Below are 25,956 nucleotides of genomic sequence, written 5' to 3' on the forward strand. Positions count from 1 at the left end.
GTAAAATTATGCACTGAAAAACCCCAATATTTTATTTTTCAAAATATTTGCGAGTTCAGATAATGAAACTAAAAATAACTATCATTTTAATTCTTTTGATAGCCCTTACGGGTTGCGCTTCTTTTAAAAATGGCCCCAAAAAACTTCCACGCTGTAATGGACAAAATACCCGTATGCTCAATCAAGGGAAATGGAATAATAATAACACCTTCCTTCACAATATGGCGATCAAGCCAATCACAACTCCTGTTATCCTCAACACACAAGAAAATGAAGCACCAGAAGCTCATGTCGCACTCCCTACACTTCCTGGAAATACAATAAACCCTCAAACGCCCTCTTATAAGAATGCGGAGATCACACATGAAAAGTGATGAATTTAAAGAATATATAAGAGAAGCGCGGTCATTCGATATTGATCGTATGCGTAGTACGCGACTGCAAATGAAAATGGCCATAGCTTTGGCCGTGCTTTTGGGGTTGATGACAATAGCTTTGGCTTTAGCCGTGGTAACTTTAACACCCTTAAAAACCGTAGAGCCTTTCGTTATCCGCGTAGATAATTCTACAGGTATTGTCGATGTTGTTAGTGTTCTAAAAGATGAACCTCAAAATTATGATGAAGCAATAACACGTTACTTCGCGAGCAAATATATTCGTGCACGCGAAAGTTTCCAATTATCAGAAACAGAAAATAACTTTCGTATCACTTCTCTTTTATCTTCCGTAGAAGAACAAAATCGCTTTGCCAAATGGTATTCGGGAAATAATCCAAATAGTCCGCAAAATATCTATAAAAATATGTCCGTGACAGTTACAATAAAATCCATTTCTTTTTTAAGTAAAGATCTCATTCAAGTGCGTTACTATAAAACGATTAGAGACTCTAATGGAAAAGAAGATATTTTCCATTGGGTTTCGGTCTTAAATTTTTCCTACGTTAATACACGCATTTCAGTAGAAAATCGCTTAATTAACCCGCTTGGTTTCCAAGTGTCAGAGTATAGATCTGATCCAGAGGTAGTTCAATGATTAGAGTAGTAAAAATATTCTTTTTAACTCTCATCGTTGCAATAAGCTATGATGCATCTTTATCATGGGCAGAAATTTCTCCCGTGAGTGCACAAAAAGATAATCGGATCAGATTTATTAATTATGACCCGTATAATATCACAAAAATCATTGGATCTATTCGCTCTTCAGTGCAGATTGAATTCGCTAGCGATGAAAATATTGCTTATATTGGAATTGGCAATTCCGTTGCTTGGCAAGTCGCACCAGCCGGTCACTTTGTCTTTCTCAAACCTCGTGAAGTTCAGCCTAACACCAATCTACAAATTGTCACAACTCGCCAAGATGGGACAAAACGATCTTATCAATTTGAACTTCAAGTGCGTGAAGGCGATGTTTCTGTCGGTAATGACACATATTTCCTTGTAAAGTTTCGTTATCCAGAAGATGAAGCCTTGCGTGAACAATTAGCTCAAGAAGCTAAAGCACAAAAAAATGCAGAAGAATTTGTCGATGATATCCTCAATATGCATGAAGATTTTGGACCGCGCAATTGGGCTTATACTGCTCAAGGTTCCCCCCTCATTGAACCAAGCTCCGTCTATGATAACGGAAAAACAACAACATTTACCTTTTTAGGAAATAATGAAATCCCTGCCATTTATCTTGTCTTACTTGATGGACAAGAAACTATCGTTCCAAAAACAATTAAAGGAAACCAGGTCATTGTCCATGCCATAGCCATGCAATTCACTCTGCGACGTGGTAACGAAGTTCTGTGTATCTTTAATAAAGGTTTCATCCCAAGAGGGATTAATCCCGGAACTGGAACAACATCACCTTCTGTCCAACGTGAAATAAACGTAGAGAAACAGCCATGAATAATGATGAAGTGGATGAAATAGATCTTGATAAGTATGATATGATAAAGGATCGTGATACAATAGAGGATGGTCAAGAAAAAAAAGAGGGCTTTAATTTAGGAAAAGCCCTTGCTCTTCTTATTCTCTTTGGTGTCTGTATTTATTTAATATATACAATCCTTTCATCTTCAAAAGATACAAAAAAACAGCTCATAGAATTACCTAAAGAAGCAAGCAGTAAACAAACAGAACTGTTCCAATCGATAAAACCCACGATGGCTCCTCTAGAGTTAGCTGATAAAAATAACCCCTTATTGCCTAAGGTCGAATTACCAACACCAACAATCAATCAACCAAAATTTGATCATAAATTATTAGAAGCAGCACAACGTGCTCCCGTTTTAGCCTATATTAATCCAAATCAGCAACAAGTTACTCCAGAAAATAATAATAATGCCGTTTCTCTGGATCAAAATAACAATCGCTCAAATAAAACAGCACAATCCTTTAATCACCTCCTCGAAGCAACAAAGTTAGACGGTGTTCATGCATCAACACTCGGGAACCGAAATTACATCATTGCAATGGGAGCTTCTATTCCATGTATCTTAGAAACAGCAATCAGCAGTGAACAACAAGGTTTTGTTAGCTGTATCGTTTCCAGAGATATCTTGTCAGACAATGGTCGCATCGTCCTGCTCGATAAAGGAACACAAATCATCGGTGAATATCGTAGCGGTTTAAAAAAAGGCCAATCGCGTCTTTTCATATTATGGAATAGAGCTAAAACACCAGAGGGTATCATTATAACATTGTCCTCACCAGCAACAGATTCCTTAGGCCGATCAGGTGTTGATGGTGATATTGATAATCACTGGTTTGAACGACTTGGTTCTGCATTTCTTGTTTCAATCGTCAGAGATGCAACAAGTTACGCAAATAACCGGCTAAATTTACTAAAAACACCAACACAAGAAGAACAAACAACAGAGACCTTGTCTTCAGGAACACATAGCCTTTATGCAGGAATAGATATGGCAAAAATTATCGCGGAAAATTACGCCCATATCCCTCCAACCTTGACCAAAAATCAAGGTGAAATAGTTAATGTTTTTGTTGCCCGCGACCTAGATTTCTCAACTGTATATAAATTGAAAATTGTCGAAAATAACAAGCAGGTTATTCGTCGTGCTTTTTCGGGAGACTTTCATAAAAATTCTACGGTGACATTGAAATGAAACAAAACTGCCAAAATGTAAATGATGAAACTACTGCCATCGTTTTAACAAAGCTCAAACCAATTCATAACTTTCTCAAAGATGAAAATCTTTTCGAAATCGTTATTAACCGTCCTTATCAGGTCATGATTGAAGGAATTACAGGATGGAAAACAATAGAAGTACCAGAGCTCTCTTTTAATGAACTTATGGGGATGGCTAAAGTGATCGCTGCTTATTCTAAGCAAAGTATTTCCGATAAAAATCCAATACTATCAGCTACCTTGCCAAATAATGAGCGTATTCAAATCGTCATTCCTCCAGTTGTAGAAACACTGATTGAACACTATATATAAAAAACTACATTATGAGAAAATCATTATGAAACAAACACTCTCAAACGAAGCAATAATGACAGAATCAGCATCTAGTTTGCCTTCACCTAATAATTATAACTATCCCAATAGTCTTACATTAAAGAATAAATATGGAATCATAAATCATCAAGAATTTATGGATAAATGTGCACATGATTCAGCAAAAGCAGCCATTAATTTGCGTCAAGAAGCACTGCCAAAGAAGTTTGACTCTTCCTATTTAAAATATCTTCATAAACGCTTATTTGAAAGCTCGTTTGAATGGGCTGGTTGTACTCGTGATATCCCTTTTCCATTTAAAGATGGTACACTTGCTGTTATGCCAGAAATGATGAGATCAAATTGGAAAACAGACAAACCTATTGTTTTTGCAACCGGTAATAAAGTGCAAGATGGTTTGAAAAATATAGATAGAATGCTCATCGAAAAGGATAATTTACAAAACTTACCACGCCAAGAGTTTATTCATCATATAGCCGAAATATTTTCTTCTCTCAACTACACGCATCCTTTTAGAGAAGGCAATGGACGTACACAACGGCTATTTTGCGAAAAACTTGCTCAAGCTGCAAATTATAATCTTGACTTTTCAGTTGTAACAAAAGAGCGTATGTCTGAGGTCAGTATTGCAGCAGCACAAGATGGCAATCTAGAACCGATGAAAAAGCTTTTTGATGATATCTCCGACCCTCACAAAACAGCTATTTTAAAGGAATTCATAAGCAATATACAAAATATTGATCAAGAAGATATTAATGATTGTATTATTGTAGCAGCGGATAAAGGTGTAACCTATACAGGAATTTATAAAGGTGCAAGCCCAAATAGTATTATAATCAAAACAGAAAATACTTATACGATCTGTAGCAAAGATCATCTCACACCAGAACAATTAAAAACATTAAATCTTAATAATGAATGTACCCTGAAAATTCCAACCACTCAAAATAAAGAAAATGTTTTAATTCCAAAAGAAATATTAGCTCCTTTGACATCAAAACAAATATTAAAAAAAATTCAAAACAATACTGACATTCAAAACAAAAAAAAAGAAATCAAACATTTATCAAAACTTGTATATGCTAGCGCTAAAACATTAAATCAACAGATAAAGGTAATTAATAATAATCAAAGGCTAAGCAAACAGCTTTCCTCACAAATTATATCTTCTCCCAACTCTGTTGCTAATCTTGCAGGCTTTGAAATATTGGGTATGAAAAGCCCAGCGCGTAAAAAAGCTGAAGATCATGCTATCAAACTCGCTAACTCGATTGACACTTATGCATCTATTATAAAAAATGTTAAGGCAACAATAATCCAACAGTACAAATCAGAACAAAAACGCCTTCAAACAACGGTAAAACTACCCAGCCCAACATTGCAAAATATTCTTAACTTATCAGAAGAAAAGCGAAAGGAATTGTTATCAGAGGAAAAGTTATCTTCTTCTATTGCCAGAGAACTGGATGAATTTATGCATGCACTCAATACTCGTCTTTCACCAAGCGAGCGTAAAAACATTCATGAAAGTGATCATCAACAATTAGCTAAAAGTGTTGGCATATCAGAAAATAAAGCAGCAACAATCATCAAAGTTGCTCAAGAAGCTAAAGAGGTATCCCAACAAATACAAAAACTAGCCTTTAGTGTTGAAAAACAGTTTATTGTAGCAAACTAAAATATAAAAATTCTTCCTTCATGTGATATCGCATATAAAATACTCTCTGAAAGTATTAGCATATCAGAAAGTACAACGAAGACAATTGCAGAAATTTTTGATAAAACTTCAAAAATATACTTTAGATTTTCAAAGTTCAAAATAAATCAATCAAAAAATGATGATAAAACATTTATAATGATTAAGCAGCGTTTAGCGAATTTTTATATAATCATTGAGTGTACTACGTTCTCTTGGTGAGAAGAGTAAATTGATTTACTCATAAAATAATATAGATCTTAATGAAAGCACCTGAGTTTTGTATTTGCATCTTTGAGATGTTATTATTTGATTATGCCATTTTCAAATTTAAATGTAAAATTGCAATACACTCAGTCTATCCGAATATGTCCCCAAGTAAGCAATTATGAAGATATTGTAAATAGGAAAAATCAAACTTTTCTGACAGCATTTCTTGATAAAAATAAACAGCTGCGGATTCCGATCACATGCGCCCTTCTCATTAAAATACTGAGATTTTTTACGCCATGTTTATTTCTTAATATATTGCTGTCAAAATAAATATAACTGTAAGCTAAAGATAACAAAGCACTCTTAGTTGTTTATCTCAACATCTATTGTCTCTATGATTAACTCTTTAGAGCGTTGCATTGTCCATAAGAGTATTAAACTCTTCTAATGAATACTCTCCCTTAGCATATCCTTCTAAAATTTCAAGCGTCTTAGAATGAAGAGTGATTCCTTCAATTGTATGTGTGCTGATAGCCGCATCAACCGCTTCACGGCGTTTTTGTAATTCTTCTGGTATCAAAGATGCAGAATAATCAGTTGATTTTTTTTCCATAAAATCTTCCTTTCCTTTACTTATTTCTATAAAATAGATGCATGTCTGCTTGTCACGTCTCTATTATTATTTAGAAACCTAAATAACTTATGTAAAACATTTCTGCTTTTTTATGAATAGAATATTGTTACAACAATTGCGTCACCTATAAATATTAAATGAATTATAAACCCTCCATTTTTAACTAGCCATATTTATTGCTCCTACATCATTAAGCTTGACACTTTTTAACAAGCTCTGTAGTTGCTTGCCTTGCACAAAAAGCTTTTGAATTGTCTTCGCTTTACTTTCTGATATACCAATGCTTTCGGCTAGTAATGTATACTTAGCATCACATAGCCATTTATGCTCGCTTGGTGTAAGACGGGAACGAACTTCTCGTATAAAAGTATCGAGTTCTTTTTGCAATGAAGGAGAGAAATTTAAAGCTTCTTTCTGCATATCCTCCGACAAATTGAAAATATCTTGTAATTCTTTGCTGGGCATTTTCACTACTGTCATCAAACGTTTTTGTTGGACTAGATGCTCTTGAACAATTTCATGCCTCACATCTCTTACAGTAGCGCCATAGCCACTAATCTGTTGAGTCAGTGCTTCAATATTTCGTTGAGCTGTTTTGTATTTTGAATTTTTAAAGCCTAATATTTTTTTACCTGCTAATTTAGAAATAGATTCAGGAGAATCAGTTATTTGCTTTATAAGCACTTTATCAAAATTTTCATTTTTATTAATGAGAGCCATTTTTTCGTTGAATTCTTTTACCTGTTTATAAACACGTCTTGCATAAATATTAACGTCTCTTTCTTTTGATAAGATAGTAGGATGCACCATAACCCTTTGACTAATTTGATCTGATGTTAAAGGAGCTAATATTTCTTCTGGAATAAGAACGCTTTTTATATCTTCGTTTGTTGGAAATACAAAATTTAGTGTATCACCAGATTTTAATGCCTTAATTTGCGTTGGTGACAGATAATCTTTTTTAAATATCATATAAATTGGTTCTAAAATATAATCACGATCCACTTTGACTAGAATAGATTCCGGGCTATCATTTTCATAAACGCCTACATAGCTATCCCCTTTATTTGGCATTACAATAATCTTTTTTTGAGCCTCTTGATACTCGATATTATTCATGGAGCTTATGAACTCCTTCATAATACTTACTGTTTTTGGATTTGAAATATCTTCAAACATATGTCTCATAACACTTATATCGTCCGAAGTATCAGCACACCCCATGGAGAGCTTACTGCAAACTACCATGCGTTTTCTTGTTACAACCGAAAAATCGAGCTTATGGCCTGCAGCTTCTGCTAATTTTTCAAAAAATATTCGTTGCGTGCGACCATTCCCATCTCTAAAGGGATGGACATAATTAAGAAAAGCAAACATATGCGCTGCTTTATTAACAAAATCTTTACGCGATAAACCTTGCAAATTATTCTGTTCTGCAAGTGTTTTATCCATATAATCGAAGCAGCCAACAATTTTGGCACTTTCTACAAAACCATCACCTTTTTTGTTTCTAAAATCGCTTTCCTTGCTTATCTTTCTCATTGTTGGCATAATGGCAATAGTACCATCATCAAATACAAATGGAAGGTCACGGCTGTGTCCAGCCCATTCAAATGTATTCTCGAACAAGCGTCTATGAAGATATTTTAAATAAGTGGAATCAAACTTTTCCGGTAATGGTTCATGGTATAAATTAACCAGTGCTTTTACCGTGGAATGTCCGCCTACTGTGGACAGAATTTCCATGTCTGCTACCCCATATTTATTTTTTAATACAAAGGTGAAAGGATAAACATAATTGTAGGATGACGGGCGGTCAGAGTGAAATGGTAGCTCAGCGTCTTCCACTCGCACTTTTTTTACATCACCTAGAATAGTTTTCTCAAAATTATCCATGATAGCATTAAATTCATTCAATGAATAATTTCCCTTTGCATATTGTTCTAAAATTGTAATTGTATCCGAATGCAAAGCGATGTTTTCAATAGTATGAGTATGAACCGCTGCCTCAACGATTTGACGACGCTTTTGGAGCTCTTCCACTGATAGGGATGTCGAACTATACGATTTCATTAGCATACTCCCTTCTTTTCTACTCTGTTCTGTTTATAAAATAGAAATATGTTTTTACTTTGTTATACTTTTATTTTGACATTATTTTTTTTTATTATAAGAACAATTTTTTCTTCATGGAAATAATTTATAAATTCATCATAAAAAATCCTGTATGTTAGACTGCCACAGCCATCTGTTTTAACTTATCCACTCTGCATTGTTGAAGTTGTCGATACACTTTTTTTGTTTCTCTAACAGTTTCTATAAGTATTTTTGCTTTATGTTCTGATATATTAATACTTTGAGCGATTGTTTGATAATCACCTATTCTGAGCGCTTTAGCCTCATCCCTTGTAAGACGAGAATCGATTTTCAATAAAAAGTCGAAGAGCTCTTTTTTGATTTTAACACAATCTTCTCCGCTTAAAGTTTTTTGTCTTTCACTTTGAGACATGTTAAGGATATTTTGCACTGCTTCACTAGGCAACCTTACTTCTTGTGCAAGGCGTTTTTTTTCTACTTCATGATTTCGAATGATCATATTTTTAACAAGTCCTACACCATACCCGTAATCTTTAATTTTTTGACTAAGTAATGAAAGCTTTCTTTCAGCCCTTATGCGCTTTGGGCTCTTTATAAACCATATTCTAAAGCCAGCGAGTTTAGAAATAGATCGAGGATGTTCTAAAATTTGTTGGGCAATTTTTTCACTCATTTCTTGCTCTTGATTAATCATATCGATACTTTGATCTAATACTTTTGAACTTCCATAAACAATTTTTGATAAACGCTTGATTTCTTTTTGATCTTCTTTAAGCACAGCACTGTCCTTAACCTTTTTAAGCATTTCTTCTAACGTCAAAGAAGTGAGTTTTTCTGCTGGGATAAGAACTTGATTTAAATTTTTATTTATTGGAATTTTAAAGGTAATCTTATCACCAAATTTCAATGCCTTAAGTTGTTCTGGTGCAAAATAATCTTTACAGCATACGATATGTAAGTCTACTGTTTCAATTATAATAGAATCCGCATTACTACTCTTATAAATACCCGTATAGTCTATATCTTCACGTGGTGCTATAATAATTTGATCATTCAAAAGCTTACGTCTATGCTCAGATGCAGAACATAAATAGTCCTTTAAAAGGCGCGTTTTTTCTGGATTGGAGATATCTTCGAACAAATGTTGCATTGCTTCATAATTTACATTACCTTTTGCAGGTATTGTATTATTACAGGCATGTATCATGCGTTTTTTTGTCACAACTGAAAAATCAAGCTGATGACCTGCAGCTTGTGCGAGTTTTTCAAAAAACATTTGTTGTGCATGCCCATTGCCATCTCTGAAGGGATGTATATAGTTAAGAAAAGAAAAAAGCTTTACTGATTCCTCGACAAATTCTTTGCGCGATAAGTTTTGCAAATTATTTTTGTCAGAAAGTATTTGATCAAATTTATGTAAGCTTTTTCCTACTTTTTTACTATCTTTGAAGAAAGCATCTGAATTTGGTATTTGCATTTTTGAGATGCTAGCGGTTGTACCATTTTCAAATTTAAATGTAAGATTGCGAGTACAGCCTGCCCATTCGAATATGCTTTCAAATAAGCGTTTATGAAGATATTTTAAATAAGTGGAATCAAACTTCTCTGGCAATGCTTCTTGACGCAAATGAACAGCTACTCTTTCTGCATCAGCTGCGCACATTGCTTCAAGAACCCGAGAATCTTTTGTTCCATATTTATTTATTAATGTATTACTGTCAGGATAAGTATAATCGCAAGACAATAAGTTTAATGGTTCTATTTTTTTTTGTTAAAGGCTTAAAAACTTTTTTTAGAGATTTTAAATTTGTTTTTTTCATGATCATTTACACAAATATTATTTTTAATAAACACAACTCTTTCACATGTATTCTATATCCATTATAGACAACCATATTGCAGGGTCACTATGCGCTCTGCTATAATAACTAAAAATTCAGTTATTGATCTGCAATTTCAGCGAATTTTTTAAAAATATTTATTATATGTGCCCATTACAATCTCTAATCAGTCTTTCTTTCCTTTTGGAGCAAAGCGATTCTTTTCAGTAGCAGCTAACATCTCTTTTCTTCTGAAGTAAATTGCTCGTCCACATCGTAAAGGCGGTTGCCCTTGCATAAGAATGATTTGTTCATCTTGTCGCATTTCTTGAATAATTTCATGAGGTAAAATCAGCGCTCTTTGTTGATAATTTATATTTTTAGAGCCTTTTAAAAATTGTCCTTTAGATTTACTTTCTCCAGTCACTTCGATAGTCATTTGACCACAACGTTCTGAAATATCTTTAGCTGTTTGTAAATCTTTAATAGCAGCATAACTCACAAACGAACAACTCTCAAACCATGATTGCGCTCCTGATTTTCCAAAGTGATTTACTAACTGACCAAAGGATTGATAAAATAACATTAAAGATATACCATATTTACGTCCACGGTCACGCGCTTCTTCTAAAACGTTCATATAGCCAAGCAAATCAACCTCATCCAAAACAAACAAAACACGCTTTTTATAGTTCCCATCAGCTGTAACCATTGCATTTAAAAAAGCACCAATAATCACACGTCCAATCCCTGGATAACTATTTAAAATACTTGCAGGAAGATTAAGAAAAATATCTGTATTCCCATCTGCTATATCTGAGGACAGGAAATCATCACCACAAACAAGATCTGCGTAATTAGATAAAGAAAGCCACTGAGTATCTTTCGAAGCAGTTGTATAAACACCTGAAAAAGTTTGATCTGCCATTTCTGTGAAAATACCAACCATTTCACGAATAAAAGGAGAAGGTGATGTATCTTGAATATTGCGCAATTGATTAATAACAGCTGTTTCTGATTGAGAAAGAATTTTTCGCAATGTTTTTAGATTACGCTCACTGTCATCGTATTCATCAGAAAATATGACATGTGCAAGAAGAGCAGTTAAAAGATTATGCGCTTGTGTTGAAAAGTATTCTGCTGAAGAATTTTCTGTTTTTTTATCAGTAAGTAGCAGTTTTGAAAAACCTACGATATTCGCTTCACGTTGTGTGCGAGGTACGCTATCATCTAAAAGCCAATCAAGAACATTGAAAGTTTTGCTTGATATTGAAGTTGGATCAAGAACAATAACATTTCTATTCCCCATATTTTTACGCGCCAATTGAACCATTGGCGCAACTTCTGTTGAAGGATCAAGACAAATAATAGAAGCTGGATATTTTAAACATACTGGAATCACTGTACTTGTTGTTTTATATCCGCCAGAACCAGCAAAAAAAATCATATGAGTTGAACCAAAATCAAGATTAAAGGTTAATAAGGGTGACGTTCCACCTTTTCCCCATGTTGCCTTATCTCCAGGGGCAAAGGGAATATTACGCACACTATCTTTGTCAACACGGTATCTTTCACCAATAACAATTTGACCGTTTGCAGGAAAAATTTTTTTTGCCTCGCTTAAATTCATCCATGATGCATCACCAAAAACTCCTTTTTTGGCACGCTTCACTCCTTTTGTATTTTTAAGCGAAGTAGTTGTTAAGAATTGAGCTATTAAAAGAAGAATACCACCAATTATGCCAAAGATAACCATGACATCAATAAACTGCAAAGCATAGCTCCATGTTATTCCTTGTTGGCCGATATAAGGGCTTAAGCGTTTAATTTCGCAGCTAAGATAGTAAAGAGAGACACCAGTAAAAAAAAATGCTGTAACAATTGTAATTGCTCTGCGTAGATATAGCTTTTGCGATATAGTGTAAATAAATGATACAGCAACAACGAGTAGTTGCATTAATAATGGTTCTGAACGGATATACCAATATTTCTCATAATCTTGTAATCCGTTTATTAGAAATAATAACACATAAGGAACAAGGAATATTATTAAACTACCTAAAATTATTGGCATTAAAATAAGAAATAATTGTGTTTTAGTATATTTCATTACGACCTACTTTTGCTTTTACCATGCCATAAAATTGCACTTTATTAGCTGAATGTATATAATGTAAGCGATATCTGCTAAAAGTCATAATATTATTACAAATAACTCTTATTCATAAATGTTAAATGAAATATAAAGCCTTATTTTAGATGCTCATATATTGCATTTGTGGCCTCTTAGGTTGTATTATGTCCAAAACTGTGTCGATTTTCTTAACAGTTTCTGCAATTACTTTTGCTTTATTTTCTGATATTCCAATGCTTTCAGCAAGCGCTTTATAATTAGCATTTCTCATCTCGCGATTTTCGTCTGGTGATAAACGCAAGCTAATTGAACGTATGAATCTATTCATTTCTACATAAATTTCAGGAGAGCTATCTAAAGCATTTAGTTGGAATCTTGTGGACAAACTAAGTACATTTTGTAATTTTTCACTAGGCATCTTTATTACGTGTGCAAGGCGTTTTTCTTTTGCTTTATGTATTCTAAGAGCCGTAGATCTGATCTCTGATACTATATCTGCGTAATTAGAAATTTCAGTAGCAAGTATTTTACTATTATTTTCAGAGGCTTTGTATCTTGATGTTTTTATGCCCAAAATTTTTTTACCCTTTACCTTAGCAAGCGATTGAGGAGTATTCATAATACGTCGAGAAATCTCTTCGACTACTCTAGGATTTGCATTAATAAGACTTATACTTTTTTCCAGCACTTGAGGCTTACCGTAAACAAATCTTGATAACTCTTCGATTTTTTTTATGCTTTCTTGAACACGGCAATCATTTTCAATATTTTTAATTATTTCTTCTTCCTTTAAAGGAGCTAATTTTTCATTTGGAATGAGAATTTGATCTAAGTTTTTTCTATTCATTGGAATTGTAAAGGTAAGCTCATCACCGGATTTTAGTGCTTTGAGTTTTTCTGGTGGAAAATAATCTTTACAGCATAGGATACAAAAACCCATTGTTTCGATCATAATAGAATCAAAATTACTTTCTTTATAAAGACCGCTATAGGAAATACCTTCACGTGCTACCATAACAATTTTATTTATCAAATCTTTTCTCTTACTCTTAGTGTCGCAGTAAATAGCCTTTCGTAAAATATCTACTTTTTCTGGATTAGAGATATCTTCGAACAAATGCTGCATCGCTTCATAATTTGCATGCTTAGGCATTGTATTACTACAGGCATGTATCATGCGTTTTTCTGTCACAACCGAAAAATCAAGCTGATGACCTGCAGCTTGTGCGAGTTTTACAAAAAATATTCGTTGTGCACGCCCATTGCCATCTTTGAATGGATGTATATAGTTGAGAAAGGAAAAAAGCTTTACTGCTTCATCAACAAATTCTTTGCGCGATAAGTTTTGCAAATTATTTTTGTCAGAAAGCATTTGATCAAATTGATGTAAGCTTTTTTCGATTTTATGACCAACTAAAAACTTATGTTGTAAATCTGGTGTTCGTATTACCAACATTTTGGCAATTGTACCATCTGCAAATTTAAACGGATGACCCCGAATATATCCTGCCCATTCAAAAGATCTCTCAAATAAGCGTTTATGAAGATACTTTAGATAAGAAGAATCAAATTCTTTTGGCGGTTGCTCCTGATACAAATCAACCATTACTCTTTTTGCATCATGAGCACATCGCTTGTTTAATTTTTTTTCATCTATTATGTTATATTTATTTTTTAATATTTTACTATCAGCATAATAATAACCAGAATACATAATCTCTCTTTTTTATTACTTTTCTAAAAAACATATTTTTGATTTGTTATATTCTTGTGACATTATTTAGCCACTCAGAAAAACGAGCCCTCTTCCTTGATCAGATAGTTATTATCACACAATCTTCACCTATCCACACAAGATAAAAACAAAAATTCGTATTTTCAAATAGTCATAGCCATTACTTGCGAACAATCAGGTTTAATTGCTGTAATTTGCTTGTGTAATCTTACACTTTTATCAATTATGTTCATAACCATCCTTGCTTTCTTTCTTGACATGCCAACACTGTCAGAAAATTCTATCTCCTTTTTATCAAAGATGTAATTTTGCTGATCTACTGTAAGACGAGAATTTACTTCATCTAGAAAACTACAGAAATCTTTATAAAGTGTAGGAGAGGATTCTAAGACCTTTTTTTGTTCATCTTTTGGCAAATTAAGAATATCTTGTATTTTTTTGCTGGGTTTTTTTACTACGCATTCAATACGTTTTTGTTCTTTTTGATGCTCCATAAAAATTTTATCCCTAACAGATCGCACAATTTGCGCATGTTTTTCAATTTTTTCAGTGAGTCCCAAAATACTATTCTCAGCCATTCTACGTTTTGGACTCTTTATAAACCATATTTTAAAGCCCGCGAGCTTAGCAATAGATTGAGGAGATGTTCTAATCTGTTCGGCAAGCTGCATACCCGTTTCAGGATATTCATGAATACGCATCATATGTTTATCTAATATCGTGCTGTCTCCATAAATGAGCTTTGAGTAACGATCAATTTCTCTTTGGTGGTCTCTAATACAATCAGCCCTTCTAGTCCGTTTGATTATTTCTTCTTCCTTCAAAGGAGCTAATTTTTCTCCTGGAATGAGAATTGGATCTAAGTCTTTTTTCATTGGAACTGTAAATGTAATCTTACCACCAGATTTTAATGCCTTGAGTTGTTCTGGCGTAAAATAATCTTTCAGACATAGAATATGCGAATCCACCGTTTTAAACAGAAGAGAATTTGGACTACCTAGTTGATAAATACCTGTATAAGTTGTACCTTCCCGCGGCATTGTAACATATTCATCATTCAAACGTTGGCGCTCAACTCTAGGTATGTGTTTAAAGAAATCTCTTAAAATAATTACTTCTTCTGGATTAGAGATATCTTCAAACAAAGACTTCATTGCTTGATGGGCTTCCTCGCCCTTTAGAGCCATTGCATCATTACAGGCACGCATTATACGCTCTTCTGTCACAACCGAAAAATCAAGCTTATGGCCCGCAGCTTCAGCAAGTTTTTCAAAAAATATGTGCTGTACAGCTTCATTACCAGCTCTAAAAGGATGTATATAGTTGAGAAAAGAAAAAAGCTTTACTGTTTCCTCAATAAAATCTTCACGCGATAAACCTTGCAAATTACTCTTCGAAGCAAGTATTTCATCAAATTCCTTTAAGTTTTCTTGAATTTTATCACCATGTGCAAAATAAATATCTGTTCCCGGAATTTTCATCATTGACATTTGAGCAATAGTACCATCATCAAATGCAAATGAAAGATCACGGGTATATCCAGCCCATTCGAATGCACTCCCGAACAGGCGTTTATGAAGATATTTTAGATAGGAAGAATCAAATGTTTCTGGTAGTGGTTCGTTACGCAGACTATTGATCACTTTTTTCGCATTACGCTTGCATCTTTTTTCAAGTTGTTTATAGCCCATTATACCCAATTTATTCTTTAACGTCTTAGTACCAGGATAAAAATAATTCAGCACTGGAGATGTAATGAGTACTCCCATTTTTATTTAAATCCTAAAAAATTAATTATTTCATTAAGTGAGGAGCTTGCTATTGATAGGGTACGAACTACACAATTTCATTAGCATACTCCCTTCTTTTCTGTTCTGTTGATAAAATAGAAATATGTTTTTACTTTGTTATACCTTTATTTTGATATTATTTTTTTTATTATAAAAACAATTTTTTCTTCATGGAAATAATTTATAAATTCATCATAAAAAATCCTGTATGTTAGACTGCCACAGCCATCTGTATTAACTTATCCATTCTGCATTGTTGAAGTTGTCGATGCACTTTTTTTGTTTCTCTAACAGTTTCTATAAGTATTTTTGCTTTATGTTCTGATATATTAATACTTTGAGCGATTGTTTGATAATCACCTATTCTGAGCGCTTTAGCCTCATCCCTTGTAAGACGAGAATCGATTTTCAATAAAAAGTCGAAGAGCTCTTTTTTGATTTTAACACAATCTTCTCCGCTTAAAGTTTTTTGTCTTTCACTTTGAGACATGTTAAGGATATTTTGCACTGCTTCACTAGGCAACCTTACTTCTTGTGCAAGGCGTTTTTTTTCTACTTCATGATTTCGAATGATCATATTTTTAACAAGTCCTACACCATACCCGTAATCTTTAATTTTTTGACTAAGTAATGAAAGCTTTCTTTCAGCCCTTATGCGCTTTGGGCTCTTTATAAACCATATTCTAAAGCCAGCGAGTTTAGAAATAGATCGAGGATGTTCTAAAATTTGTTGGGCAATTTTTTCACTCATTTCTTGCTCTTGATTAATCATATCGATACTTTGATCTAATACTTTTGAACTTCCATAAACAATTTTTGATAAACGCTTGATTTCTTTTTGATCTTCTTTAAGCACAGCACTGTCCTTAACCTTTTTAAGCATTTCTTCTAACGTCAAAGAAGTGAGTTTTTCTGCTGGGATAAGAACTTGATTTAAATTTTTATTTATTGGAATTTTAAAGGTAATCTTATCACCAAATTTCAATGCCTTAAGTTGTTCTGGTGCAAAATAATCTTTACAGCATACGATATGTAAGTCTACTGTTTCAATTATAATAGAATCCGCATTACTACTCTTATAAATACCCGTATAGTCTATATCTTCACGTGGTGCTATAATAATTTGATCATTCAAAAGCTTACGTCTATGCTCAGATGCAGAACATAAATAGTCCTTTAAAAGGCGCGTTTTTTCTGGATTGGAGATATCTTCGAACAAATGTTGCATTGCTTCATAATTTACATTACCTTTTGCAGGTATTGTATTATTACAGGCATGTATCATGCGTTTTTTTGTCACAACTGAAAAATCAAGCTGATGACCTGCAGCTTGTGCGAGTTTTTCAAAAAACATTTGTTGTGCATGCCCATTGCCATCTCTGAAGGGATGTATATAGTTAAGAAAAGAAAAAAGCTTTACTGATTCCTCGACAAATTCTTTGCGCGATAAGTTTTGCAAATTATTTTTGTCAGAAAGTATTTGATCAAATTTATGTAAGCTTTTTCCTACTTTTTTACTATCTTTGAAGAAAGCATCTGAATTTGGTATTTGCATTTTTGAGATGCTAGCGGTTGTACCATTTTCAAATTTAAATGTAAGATTGCGAGTACAGCCTGCCCATTCGAATATGCTTTCAAATAAGCGTTTATGAAGATATTTTAAATAAGTGGAATCAAACTTCTCTGGCAATGCTTCTTGACGCAAATGAACAGCTACTCTTTCTGCATCAGCTGCGCACATTGCTTCAAGAACCCGAGAATCTTTTGTTCCATATTTATTTATTAATGTATTACTGTCAGGATAAGTATAATCGCAAGACAATAAGTTTAATGGTTCTATTTTTTTTGTTAAAGGCTTAAAAACTTTTTTTAGAGATTTTAAATTTGTTTTTTTCATGATCATTTACACAAATATTATTTTTAATAAACACAACTCTTTCACATGTATTCTTGTAAAATTTCAGACGTTTTAGTATAGATATTGCTCTTGAAGAGTGAAATTTTTTTTATTACACTTTTTTATTTAGTTACCTCCAAAGATATTTCGTTGTTTAAAAGGATCATAATAAATTTCTGTAACTTTAAATTTTCCTTCAATCCGTTTGCATTGAATGATAATATCGATCATTGAAATTAATAACCCACGAATATCATCGCGCTCTAAATCTCCTCCTCCTTCACTTTCTTTAACCAATAGCGTCATTTGCTCAAATGCAGCGAGTGCTGTTGATGCGTGAACTGTAGTAATTGAACCTGGATGTCCTGAATTAACATTGCGAATATAATAAAAGGCAGTACCATCTCGCAATTCTTGTAGAAGAATGCGATCAGGACGCATTCGTAAGGCAGACTCTAGTAATTCTTTTGGCCCGATAGAAGCTAAACCATGCCTATCTTTTGCATAGATCATAGAGACATGATTAGGATGCGGTACGACTAATTCTGGTGTATCTTCAATAGTTATAATACGCTCATCATCAGGAATTTTAGTGATCAATGCTTTTGACAGCGTTGTTTTACCAGATCCTGTTTTCCCTGAAATAAGAATATTTTTTTGCAGTTTCACAGCTTGATTTAAAAAAGAAACAAAATTTTTATTATGATAATCGATTGCTAATTCATGATCGATGTTTTTGAGTTCATTAAAACGCAATTGGTAGTCATGCAATGGAGTGAAAGAAAGCTGTTCACATATTGAAAAGAGACCTTCACCGGCTAGATCTTCGAGTGAATAACTTTGGGATGATGGTTTACGAATTGTCATACTAACAGTGTCTTTTTCTACAACTGGAGGAATGACGATTTGAATACGCTCATTATTTGGCAAGGTAGCTGATAGTATTGGATTTTTATCGGAAATACTTTGCTTAGAATAAGCAGCGATCACTTTAGCCATCCCCATAAGTTCATTAAAAGAGAGCTCTGGTACTTCTATTGTTTTCCATCCTGTAATTCCTTCAATCATGACCTGATAAGGACGGTTAATAACGATTTCGAAAAGATTTTCATCTTTGAGAAAGTTATGAATTGGTTTGAGCTTTGTTAAAACGATGGCAGTAGTTTCATCATTTACATTTTGGCAGTTTTGTTTCATTTCAATGTCACCGTAGAATTTTTATGAAAGTCTCCCGAAAAAGCACGACGAATAACCTGCTTGTTATTTTCGACAATTTTCAATTTATATACAGTTGAGAAATCTAGGTCGCGGGCAACAAAAACATTAACTATTTCACCTTGATTTTTGGTCAAGGTTGGAGGGATATGGGCGTAATTTTCCGCGATAATTTTTGCCATATCTATTCCTGCATAAAGGCTATGTGTTCCTGAAGACAAGGTCTCTGTTGTTTGTTCTTCTTGTGTTGGTGTTTTTAGTAAATTTAGCCGGTTATTTGCGTAACTTGTTGCATCTCTGACGATTGAAACAAGAAATGCAGAACCAAGTCGTTCAAACCAGTGATTATCAATATCACCATCAACACCTGATCGGCCTAAGGAATCTGTTGCTGGTGAGGACAATGTTATAATGATACCCTCTGGTGTTTTAGCTCTATTCCATAATATGAAAAGACGCGATTGGCCTTTTTTTAAACCGCTACGATATTCACCGATGATTTGTGTTCCTTTATCGAGCAGGACGATGCGACCATTGTCTGACAAGATATCTCTGGAAACGATACAGCTAACAAAACCTTGTTGTTCACTGCTGATTGCTGTTTCTAAGATACATGGAATAGAAGCTCCCATTGCAATGATGTAATTTCGGTTCCCGAGTGTTGATGCATGAACACCGTCTAACTTTGTTGCTTCGAGGAGGTGATTAAAGGATTGTGCTGTTTTATTTGAGCGATTGTTATTTTGATCCAGAGAAACGGCATTATTATTATTTTCTGGAGTAACTTGTTGCTGATTTGGATTAATATAGGCTAAAACGGGAGCACGTTGTGCTGCTTCTAATAATTTATGATCAAATTTTGGTTGATTGATTGTTGGTGTTGGTAATTCGACCTTAGGCAATAAGGGGTTATTTTTATCAGCTAACTCTAGAGGAGCCATCGTGGGTTTTATCGATTGGAACAGTTCTGTTTGTTTACTGCTTGCTTCTTTAGGTAATTCTATGAGCTGTTTTTTTGTATCTTTTGAAGATGAAAGGATTGTATATATTAAATAAATACAGACACCAAAGAGAATAAGAAGAGCAAGGGCTTTTCCTAAATTAAAGCCCTCTTTTTTTTCTTGACCATCCTCTATTGTATCACGATCCTTTATCATATCATACTTATCAAGATCTATTTCATCCACTTCATCATTATTCATGGCTGTTTCTCTACGTTTATTTCACGTTGGACAGAAGGTGATGTTGTTCCAGTTCCGGGATTAATCCCTCTTGGGATGAAACCTTTATTAAAGATACACAGAACTTCGTTACCACGTCGCAGAGTGAATTGCATGGCTATGGCATGGACAATGACCTGGTTTCCTTTAATTGTTTTTGGAACGATAGTTTCTTGTCCATCAAGTAAGACAAGATAAATGGCAGGGATTTCATTATTTCCTAAAAAGGTAAATGTTGTTGTTTTTCCGTTATCATAGACGGAGCTTGGTTCAATGAGGGGGGAACCTTGAGCAGTATAAGCCCAATTGCGCGGTCCAAAATCTTCATGCATATTGAGGATATCATCGACAAATTCTTCTGCATTTTTTTGTGCTTTAGCTTCTTGAGCTAATTGTTCACGCAAGGCTTCATCTTCTGGATAACGAAACTTTACAAGGAAATATGTGTCATTACCGACAGAAACATCGCCTTCACGCACTTGAAGTTCAAATTGATAAGATCGTTTTGTCCCATCTTGGCGAGTTGTGACAATTTGTAGATTGGTGTTAGGCTGAACTTCACGAGGTTTGAGAAAGACAAAGTGACCGGCTGGTGCGACTTGCCAAGCAACGGAATTGCCAATTCCAATATAAGCAATATTTTCATCGCTAGCGAATTCAATCTGCACTGAAGAGCGAATAGATCCAATGATTTTTGTGATATTATACGGGTCATAATTAATAAATCTGATCCGATTATCTTTTTGTGCACTCACGGGAGAAATTTCTGCCCATGATAAAGATGCATCATAGCTTATTGCAACGATGAGAGTTAAAAAGAATATTTTTACTACTCTAATCATTGAACTACCTCTGGATCAGATCTATACTCTGACACTTGGAAACCAAGCGGGTTAATTAAGCGATTTTCTACTGAAATGCGTGTATTAACGTAGGAAAAATTTAAGACCGAAACCCAATGGAAAATATCTTCTTTTCCATTAGAGTCTCTAATCGTTTTATAGTAACGCACTTGAATGAGATCTTTACTTAAAAAAGAAATGGATTTTATTGTAACTGTCACGGACATATTTTTATAGATATTTTGCGGACTATTTGGATTATTTCCCGAATACCATTTGGCAAAGCGATTTTGTTCTTCTACGGAAGATAAAAGAGAAGTGATACGAAAGTTATTTTCTGTTTCTGATAATTGGAAACTTTCGCGTGCACGAATATATTTGCTCGCGAAGTAACGTGTTATTGCTTCATCATAATTTTGAGGTTCATCTTTTAGAACACTAACAACATCGACAATACCTGTAGAATTATCTACGCGGATAACGAAAGGCTCTACGGTTTTTAAGGGTGTTAAAGTTACCACGGCTAAAGCCAAAGCTATTGTCATCAACCCCAAAAGCACGGCCAAAGCTATGGCCATTTTCATTTGCAGTCGCGTACTACGCATACGATCAATATCGAATGACCGCGCTTCTCTTATATATTCTTTAAATTCATCACTTTTCATGTGTGATCTCCGCATTCTTATAAGAGGGCGTTTGAGGGTTTATTGTATTTCCAGGAAGTGTAGGGAGTGCGACATGAGCTTCTGGTGCTTCATTTTCTTGTGTGTTGAGGATAACAGGAGTTGTGATTGGCTTGATCGCCATATTGTGAAGGAAGGTGTTATTATTATTCCATTTCCCTTGATTGAGCATACGGGTATTTTGTCCATTACAGCGTGGAAGTTTTTTGGGGCCATTTTTAAAAGAAGCGCAACCCGTAAGGGCTATCAAAAGAATTAAAATGATAGTTATTTTTAGTTTCATTATCTGAACTCGCAAATATTTTGAAAAATAAAATATTGGGGTTTTTCAGTGCATAATTTTACCGAAACAGGGAGCAAAACATGAGAACTGATTTTTTGAAAAAGCGAAGAGAGCTTTTCAGCGGCTATGCGTATGGCTAATACCTTTTGTGTGAAGGCACTGACTATAGCTGTGTTGGAGAAACATTTGATATTAAAATGCGCCACGACCACCTCCACCCATCATTCGAGCAGCTTGTGCGGCTTGTGCAGCTTGTGCAGCTTGAGAAGCTCCTGCAGTTGCTCCTCTTGCCGCACTGCTACCGAGTGAAAAGCCTCCTCTAACAACGTTCAAGGCACCAGAAGCCATTGAGATCATTTCTGATCCTGCTGATACTCCAGCATGATAATATGGCCCTCCACTAGAGAGTGCAGAAGCAATGGTAGGAAGTGATTGGAAGAGAATAACTCCTACTATTGAGACTACAAGGACAGGAGGAAGCAAGAGATAGATTGAAGTATATGAGCCATCGAAAACATACAGCATAATTTTGCACATCATTGTTCCAAGCATCATCACAAGAACTTGTAAAACTGTAAAATTAACTAATGTTGAAATCCATGAATCGGCGTATCTGCGAGTTACATTGAATAAATATAAACTAATGAAAAGAGGACCAAGACCTATCACCATGATTAATGTAATTTTTGCAAACATTTGGATAATAAAACCAACTGTACAAAAAAAGACAACCGCCAAAAGCATTAAACCCCCGACCAATCCCACCGAAACCTTTTCAAAAAGACCAACTCTACCTAGAAATTCTTGATAGCGCGTATTCGTAATTAACAAGAGATAATCGAAAACATTAGCGTCGACGGGACTGCTATTGAACGCATTCCCAATAGCATTGGCTAAATTACCGAAAAATATATCTTTGATGTAAATATTAAATACATCTGCATTTGTTGCCATTGTTGTCACAACAACGATTTTAATGACATTATTAAGGAGACTATGCATTGAAAGGGCGACGTGGCCAGTCATAACATTATAGCCATATAAAAATATAAAAATGATTGCAGCAAGATTTAATGGCGCTGCAATAGCAGAAGACAAGCTACTGACTGTTGTATCCACTACATTGTTGAGTGGTGTTAAAATATACGAAGAAACATTTTCAAACGGAGTAAATGAAAAATCTGACATTACTTTTATCTTGGTAAAATCTGACATTAGTTTTATCTTGTTCTAATTTTGCCTTTAATGTTTGATAAATATGAGTTTATCATCTTTCTTGCATCTCTTCAGGCTCTTCTTGTGATTGAGTATTCCCATTGAATAATAAAGTCAGCCTGTATTAGAGTTTTCATTTGAAAACTAGCAAACTACATTTGAAGAGCTTTCCTTTTTTCTTTTGTACTAATTGGAGTCAATTTATAACTTGAGCTTAGTTTTAGCTTGATCCAACTGCTCTTGAAGTGTTTTTTGAACAGCTTCATGATTTTTCTGTTGTTCTTTTTCACGTTCTTGTTCTTTTGATTGAGCACTTTCGGATTTTATAATGACAGAAGCTTGAAGTCTTAGAATATCCGCTTGAAGATTAGCTTGAAGAATAGCCAACTGCGTTTGAAGAGCTTCTTTCTCTTCTGCCTTAAGCGTCTGTGAGGATAATTTCTCATTTATTTCTTTAATCTTTTCTTGATTTGCAATTGCCGAAGCATAAGCAGATTTAGCTGTTTCTAAATCTGAGATTTCTGATCCTGATGAATCTTGTATGACATTTTGATAATATGCCTCAGGATCTGTTGACGATGCTGCATAAGAGATAGAACATAATGATAAAAGAGAGGTAGAGCATAATGATAAAAGTTTAATCAGATACAATGGGTTCATTGAGTGTGTCTCCTTCGATAAAATATAGGTAGCCATACATTGGGATTTGTTCCGTGTTCACTTATAATTTGATTCACGAGTTCGATATTTCTGGTTGTTCCACTTAAGACAGCAATTTCATTATCCATTCCACGTAAGTTGAGTTCTGCAACAACAGAATTTTGACCTTGTTTAATAAGAAAGCGGCGAGATTCTCTGCTTAATTCTGATTGGATTAGTTCAAATTCACGTTCAGTTAATTTAAAGTTTTCAACATAATCATTGTAATTAGCTTTTTGATTTGGAAAAAATATTTGGGTGGGGCATTGTTCAATGATTGTATGAGCGATTGTTGAATTCAAAGCATCTCTGGGGCTTTGTGTTGCAAAGAGCATCATGCCATTTTGTTTACGAATTGTTTTAAGACGATCTTGAGTAAAAGCTTTAAATGAATCATCTTCAAGGGCCTTCCAGAATTCATCAATAACAATAATGATACGCCGACCATCGATAAGATCGAGAATACGGTTAAACAGATACATCATCAAAGGGCGACGAATTTCTTCATTATCTAAGAAATCGGTCATGTCATAACCTATGAATTGAGCATCTAAATTGAGATCATCGTGATCATTATCAAAGACCCACCCTAAAGGATTGCCTTTGATCCAACGTTTTAAACGTATAGCAATACCTTCTGTAGAGGTATTATCAAAAAACAGTTGGAGTGCACCGAGGGAGCGTTGTGCTAAAGGAAGAGTTTCTAAGGCATTGATCGCTCTCGCGACATCTTGTCGCTCTTGTTCTGTCACTGTTTGGCCGTCCGTGGTAACCAACTTTAAGATCCAGTGCTGAAGAAAGAGTTTGTTTTTTTCTGTATATTCGATACCTTTTAATGGTGCAATACCGGTAGGTTTACCATTTTTCAAAGGCTTATATTTGCCACCTCCAGCGCGAACAAAAATCTCTGCTCCTTGGTCTTTATCAAAAAAGACTATTGTTGGGTTGTGTTTTTGCGATTGTGCAAGAAGAAAATTAACAATGACTGTTTTGCCAGATCCTGACGGACCGCAAATAAAAGTATTCCCGACATCACCACAATGAAAATTAAAATAATAAGGAGAGCCAGCTTGCGTTTGTAATAAAGCGACAGCAGAGCCCCAAACATTATCTTTTAGTTTGCCAACGGGGAATGAATGGAAGGGGGATAATGCTGCAAAATTTCTGCTGCTAATAGCTCCAGAGCGTGCTCGATAGCTAAAGTTTCCAGGAAGTTGTGCCCACCATGCTGCTTCTAATCCTAGATCTTCTCTGGCTATAACTGCACCACCATTAGTAAGATATGAACGCGCTTTGGAGAGATGTTCTGCCAATTCTTGTGGACGATCAGAAAAAACGGCTAAAGAGAGATGATGTTCTCCCAAAACAAAACGATTGGACTCTAAATCATCAAGGGCCTCATCAAGAGCTCCAATTTGCGAACTGGCACGATCCGCTACATTAATCATTTGATTTTGTTTACGGCTCATAATAGCATTTGCGACTGCTTTACTTTTAAAAACAAAGGATTGCGTTAAAATAAATTCAAAGGGCGCTGTCAACAAGCCATCTGTCATGCCAGGACGTGTTTTAGAAGGATATTCTTTCCAGCCAAACATACCAACAAAGCGTTCATTGCTTTCGTGACGTATTTCGATAATTTCTTTGCCGAAGATAATACGATCTGAATAAATCGTTGAGGCAATAGTCCCAAAGGTAAGGGGTACGCGTTCACGCCTTCCTCCCACCAATTGATGAAGAAATTCACTTTGCTCAGAAAATAAAATATCATTGTATTCGTAAGTGGATAAAAGTCGTGCACCATAGCATTCCAGACCTTGTATAAGATCTTGACTTAACTCTTCGATTTTTCGAATAGATTCAAAGTCTGGTTCCGATTGCATCTTCTTTGCTTGTGTTAAACGGTGAAAAAAAGAAGCTAGCTGTTCAGTTTTATCTGCTGCAGGATTCCAGAGAACCGAAAGAAATAGATCATTTTGATAAAGATCTTGCGAAACCATTTTTTGTTTATATTGTTGATCTAAGACTGTTGCAAAAGATGAAGAAAATTGGCTCTCTGGATAAATCTTTTCACGTCGACGGATAATGTGAGAATATAAAGCGACACGTTCATCTGCTATATTCTTCAAAAGCGTGTTTAATTGGGTATGTAAAGAATTTAATTGGCTGATATCTGCAGTATCAAAATTTACACCTTCAATAGTAATTACTGTCATTAAGCAACGTGAAGCCAATGCAATCACGTGTTGATTGACATGACGGACATAGGGAATATATTCTTCGGGCAGAGATTCCCGTTTCGATTCCCGTTTCAT

General features: G+C 34.6%; 20 protein-coding genes and 1 pseudogene. 6 read left to right on the forward strand and 15 right to left on the reverse strand.

All coding sequences use genetic code 11. The features are described 5' to 3' along the window. Positions 1 to 62 precede the first annotated feature (62 nt). The 6 genes and pseudogenes from BAR153v2_RS03570 to BAR153v2_RS03595 all read left to right on the forward strand — a co-directional run bounded on the left by BAR153v2_RS03570 (position 63) and on the right by BAR153v2_RS03595 (position 5,146). Positions 63 to 374 (forward strand): conjugal transfer protein TraJ, encoded by a 312-nt coding sequence (locus tag BAR153v2_RS03570; RefSeq protein WP_078680350.1) that lies wholly within the window; start codon positions 63 to 65, stop codon positions 372 to 374. Beyond that, the gene (locus BAR153v2_RS03575) at positions 364 to 1,032 is read left to right on the forward strand and encodes a virB8 family protein (protein WP_078680351.1); all 669 of its coding nucleotides are present in this window, start codon (positions 364 to 366) and stop codon (positions 1,030 to 1,032) included. Before BAR153v2_RS03570 ends, BAR153v2_RS03575 begins: the two co-directional genes overlap by 11 nt. Beyond that, positions 1,029 to 1,892, forward strand: a complete 864-nt coding sequence (gene virB9 / locus BAR153v2_RS03580) for a P-type conjugative transfer protein VirB9 (RefSeq protein WP_078680352.1) — start codon at positions 1,029 to 1,031, stop codon at positions 1,890 to 1,892. The genes BAR153v2_RS03575 and virB9 (BAR153v2_RS03580) overlap by 4 nt, the downstream gene beginning before the upstream one ends. Further along, complete coding sequence (gene virB10 / locus BAR153v2_RS03585; protein ID WP_078680353.1) at positions 1,889 to 3,112, forward strand: type IV secretion system protein VirB10; 1,224 nt, start codon at positions 1,889 to 1,891, stop codon at positions 3,110 to 3,112. The genes virB9 (BAR153v2_RS03580) and virB10 (BAR153v2_RS03585) overlap by 4 nt, the downstream gene beginning before the upstream one ends. After that, positions 3,109 to 3,423, forward strand: a pseudogene (locus BAR153v2_RS03590) (ATPase, T2SS/T4P/T4SS family); the annotation flags it as partial. The gene virB10 (BAR153v2_RS03585) and the pseudogene BAR153v2_RS03590, both read left to right, overlap by 4 nt. A 49-nt stretch (positions 3,424 to 3,472) precedes the next feature. After that, positions 3,473 to 5,146 (forward strand): BID domain-containing T4SS effector, encoded by a 1,674-nt coding sequence (locus tag BAR153v2_RS03595; RefSeq protein WP_078680354.1) that lies wholly within the window; start codon positions 3,473 to 3,475, stop codon positions 5,144 to 5,146. Positions 5,147 to 5,783: 637 nt separating this feature from the next. Here BAR153v2_RS03595 and BAR153v2_RS03600 read toward each other — a convergent pair. From BAR153v2_RS03600 to BAR153v2_RS03670, 15 genes are all read right to left on the reverse strand, one after another. Next, entirely contained in the window at positions 5,784 to 5,990 is a 207-nt protein-coding gene (locus tag BAR153v2_RS03600) for an antitoxin VbhA family protein (RefSeq protein ID WP_078680355.1), read from the reverse strand. Between the two features lie 180 nt (positions 5,991 to 6,170). Further along, on the reverse strand, positions 6,171 to 8,084 hold the full coding sequence (locus BAR153v2_RS03605; protein ID WP_158078275.1) for a BID domain-containing T4SS effector: 1,914 nt from the start codon (positions 8,082 to 8,084) through the stop codon (positions 6,171 to 6,173). Between the two features lie 157 nt (positions 8,085 to 8,241). Then, positions 8,242 to 9,852 (reverse strand): BID domain-containing T4SS effector, encoded by a 1,611-nt coding sequence (locus BAR153v2_RS03610; RefSeq protein WP_244548624.1) that lies wholly within the window; start codon positions 9,850 to 9,852, stop codon positions 8,242 to 8,244. 263 nt (positions 9,853 to 10,115) lie between these two features. Next, positions 10,116 to 12,038, reverse strand: coding sequence for a Ti-type conjugative transfer system protein TraG (traG, locus tag BAR153v2_RS03615; RefSeq protein WP_078680357.1), 1,923 nt, complete (start codon positions 12,036 to 12,038; stop codon positions 10,116 to 10,118). 145 nt (positions 12,039 to 12,183) lie between these two features. Further along, a complete protein-coding gene (locus BAR153v2_RS03620) occupies positions 12,184 to 13,776 on the reverse strand; it encodes a BID domain-containing T4SS effector (RefSeq protein WP_078680358.1) in 1,593 nt (530 codons plus the stop codon). Positions 13,777 to 13,940: 164 nt separating this feature from the next. Further along, the gene (locus tag BAR153v2_RS03625; RefSeq protein WP_078680359.1) at positions 13,941 to 15,566 is read right to left on the reverse strand and encodes a BID domain-containing T4SS effector; all 1,626 of its coding nucleotides are present in this window, start codon (positions 15,564 to 15,566) and stop codon (positions 13,941 to 13,943) included. 232 nt (positions 15,567 to 15,798) lie between these two features. Next, entirely contained in the window at positions 15,799 to 17,484 is a 1,686-nt protein-coding gene (locus tag BAR153v2_RS03630; protein WP_078680942.1) for a BID domain-containing T4SS effector, read from the reverse strand. 126 nt (positions 17,485 to 17,610) lie between these two features. Further along, complete coding sequence (gene virB11, locus BAR153v2_RS03635; protein WP_078680360.1) at positions 17,611 to 18,681, reverse strand: P-type DNA transfer ATPase VirB11; 1,071 nt, start codon at positions 18,679 to 18,681, stop codon at positions 17,611 to 17,613. Further along, positions 18,678 to 19,901 carry a type IV secretion system protein VirB10 gene (gene virB10, locus BAR153v2_RS03640; protein WP_078680353.1) on the reverse strand — a complete coding sequence of 408 codons (1,224 nt, stop codon included), beginning with the start codon at positions 19,899 to 19,901 and terminating at the stop codon, positions 18,678 to 18,680. The genes virB11 and virB10 (BAR153v2_RS03640) overlap by 4 nt, the downstream gene beginning before the upstream one ends. Next, positions 19,898 to 20,761, reverse strand: coding sequence for a P-type conjugative transfer protein VirB9 (gene virB9 / locus BAR153v2_RS03645; protein WP_078680352.1), 864 nt, complete (start codon positions 20,759 to 20,761; stop codon positions 19,898 to 19,900). Before virB9 (BAR153v2_RS03645) ends, virB10 (BAR153v2_RS03640) begins: the two co-directional genes overlap by 4 nt. Beyond that, positions 20,758 to 21,426 (reverse strand): virB8 family protein, encoded by a 669-nt coding sequence (locus tag BAR153v2_RS03650; RefSeq protein WP_078680351.1) that lies wholly within the window; start codon positions 21,424 to 21,426, stop codon positions 20,758 to 20,760. Before BAR153v2_RS03650 ends, virB9 (BAR153v2_RS03645) begins: the two co-directional genes overlap by 4 nt. Beyond that, positions 21,416 to 21,727 carry a conjugal transfer protein TraJ gene (locus BAR153v2_RS03655; RefSeq protein WP_078680350.1) on the reverse strand — a complete coding sequence of 104 codons (312 nt, stop codon included), beginning with the start codon at positions 21,725 to 21,727 and terminating at the stop codon, positions 21,416 to 21,418. Before BAR153v2_RS03655 ends, BAR153v2_RS03650 begins: the two co-directional genes overlap by 11 nt. Positions 21,728 to 21,919: 192 nt before the next feature. Beyond that, positions 21,920 to 22,915 (reverse strand): type IV secretion system protein, encoded by a 996-nt coding sequence (locus BAR153v2_RS03660; RefSeq protein WP_078680943.1) that lies wholly within the window; start codon positions 22,913 to 22,915, stop codon positions 21,920 to 21,922. A 228-nt stretch (positions 22,916 to 23,143) separates the two neighbouring features. Next, on the reverse strand, positions 23,144 to 23,602 hold the full coding sequence (locus BAR153v2_RS03665; RefSeq protein WP_198934317.1) for a type IV secretion system protein VirB5: 459 nt from the start codon (positions 23,600 to 23,602) through the stop codon (positions 23,144 to 23,146). Next, the gene (locus BAR153v2_RS03670) at positions 23,599 to 25,956 is read right to left on the reverse strand and encodes a VirB4 family type IV secretion/conjugal transfer ATPase (RefSeq protein ID WP_078680348.1); all 2,358 of its coding nucleotides are present in this window, start codon (positions 25,954 to 25,956) and stop codon (positions 23,599 to 23,601) included. The genes BAR153v2_RS03665 and BAR153v2_RS03670 overlap by 4 nt, the downstream gene beginning before the upstream one ends.

The sequence above is a fragment of the Bartonella sp. AR 15-3 genome (assembly GCF_002022445.1).
Classification (GTDB): domain Bacteria; phylum Pseudomonadota; class Alphaproteobacteria; order Rhizobiales; family Rhizobiaceae; genus Bartonella.

Coding starts and splice junctions, on each gene's coding strand:
- BAR153v2_RS03660 (WP_078680943.1), bottom strand. CDS start 22,915: ATGTCAGATTTTTCATTTACTCCGTTTGAAAATGTTTCTTCGTATATT.
- traG (WP_078680357.1), bottom strand. CDS start 12,038: ATGAAATATACTAAAACACAATTATTTCTTATTTTAATGCCAATAATT.
- BAR153v2_RS03670 (WP_078680348.1), bottom strand. CDS start 25,956: ATGAAACGGGAATCGAAACGGGAATCTCTGCCCGAAGAATATATTCCC.
- virB11 (WP_078680360.1), bottom strand. CDS start 18,681: ATGAAACAAAACTGCCAAAATGTAAATGATGAAACTACTGCCATCGTT.
- virB10 (WP_078680353.1), bottom strand. CDS start 19,901: ATGAATAATGATGAAGTGGATGAAATAGATCTTGATAAGTATGATATG.
- BAR153v2_RS03600 (WP_078680355.1), bottom strand. CDS start 5,990: ATGGAAAAAAAATCAACTGATTATTCTGCATCTTTGATACCAGAAGAA.
- BAR153v2_RS03575 (WP_078680351.1), top strand. CDS start 364: ATGAAAAGTGATGAATTTAAAGAATATATAAGAGAAGCGCGGTCATTC.
- BAR153v2_RS03655 (WP_078680350.1), bottom strand. CDS start 21,727: ATGAAACTAAAAATAACTATCATTTTAATTCTTTTGATAGCCCTTACG.
- BAR153v2_RS03625 (WP_078680359.1), bottom strand. CDS start 15,566: ATGGGAGTACTCATTACATCTCCAGTGCTGAATTATTTTTATCCTGGT.
- BAR153v2_RS03605 (WP_158078275.1), bottom strand. CDS start 8,084: ATGAAATCGTATAGTTCGACATCCCTATCAGTGGAAGAGCTCCAAAAG.
- BAR153v2_RS03595 (WP_078680354.1), top strand. CDS start 3,473: ATGAAACAAACACTCTCAAACGAAGCAATAATGACAGAATCAGCATCT.
- BAR153v2_RS03630 (WP_078680942.1), bottom strand. CDS start 17,484: ATGAAAAAAACAAATTTAAAATCTCTAAAAAAAGTTTTTAAGCCTTTA.
- BAR153v2_RS03620 (WP_078680358.1), bottom strand. CDS start 13,776: ATGTATTCTGGTTATTATTATGCTGATAGTAAAATATTAAAAAATAAA.
- virB9 (WP_078680352.1), top strand. CDS start 1,029: ATGATTAGAGTAGTAAAAATATTCTTTTTAACTCTCATCGTTGCAATA.
- virB10 (WP_078680353.1), top strand. CDS start 1,889: ATGAATAATGATGAAGTGGATGAAATAGATCTTGATAAGTATGATATG.
- BAR153v2_RS03650 (WP_078680351.1), bottom strand. CDS start 21,426: ATGAAAAGTGATGAATTTAAAGAATATATAAGAGAAGCGCGGTCATTC.
- BAR153v2_RS03665 (WP_198934317.1), bottom strand. CDS start 23,602: ATGAACCCATTGTATCTGATTAAACTTTTATCATTATGCTCTACCTCT.
- BAR153v2_RS03570 (WP_078680350.1), top strand. CDS start 63: ATGAAACTAAAAATAACTATCATTTTAATTCTTTTGATAGCCCTTACG.
- virB9 (WP_078680352.1), bottom strand. CDS start 20,761: ATGATTAGAGTAGTAAAAATATTCTTTTTAACTCTCATCGTTGCAATA.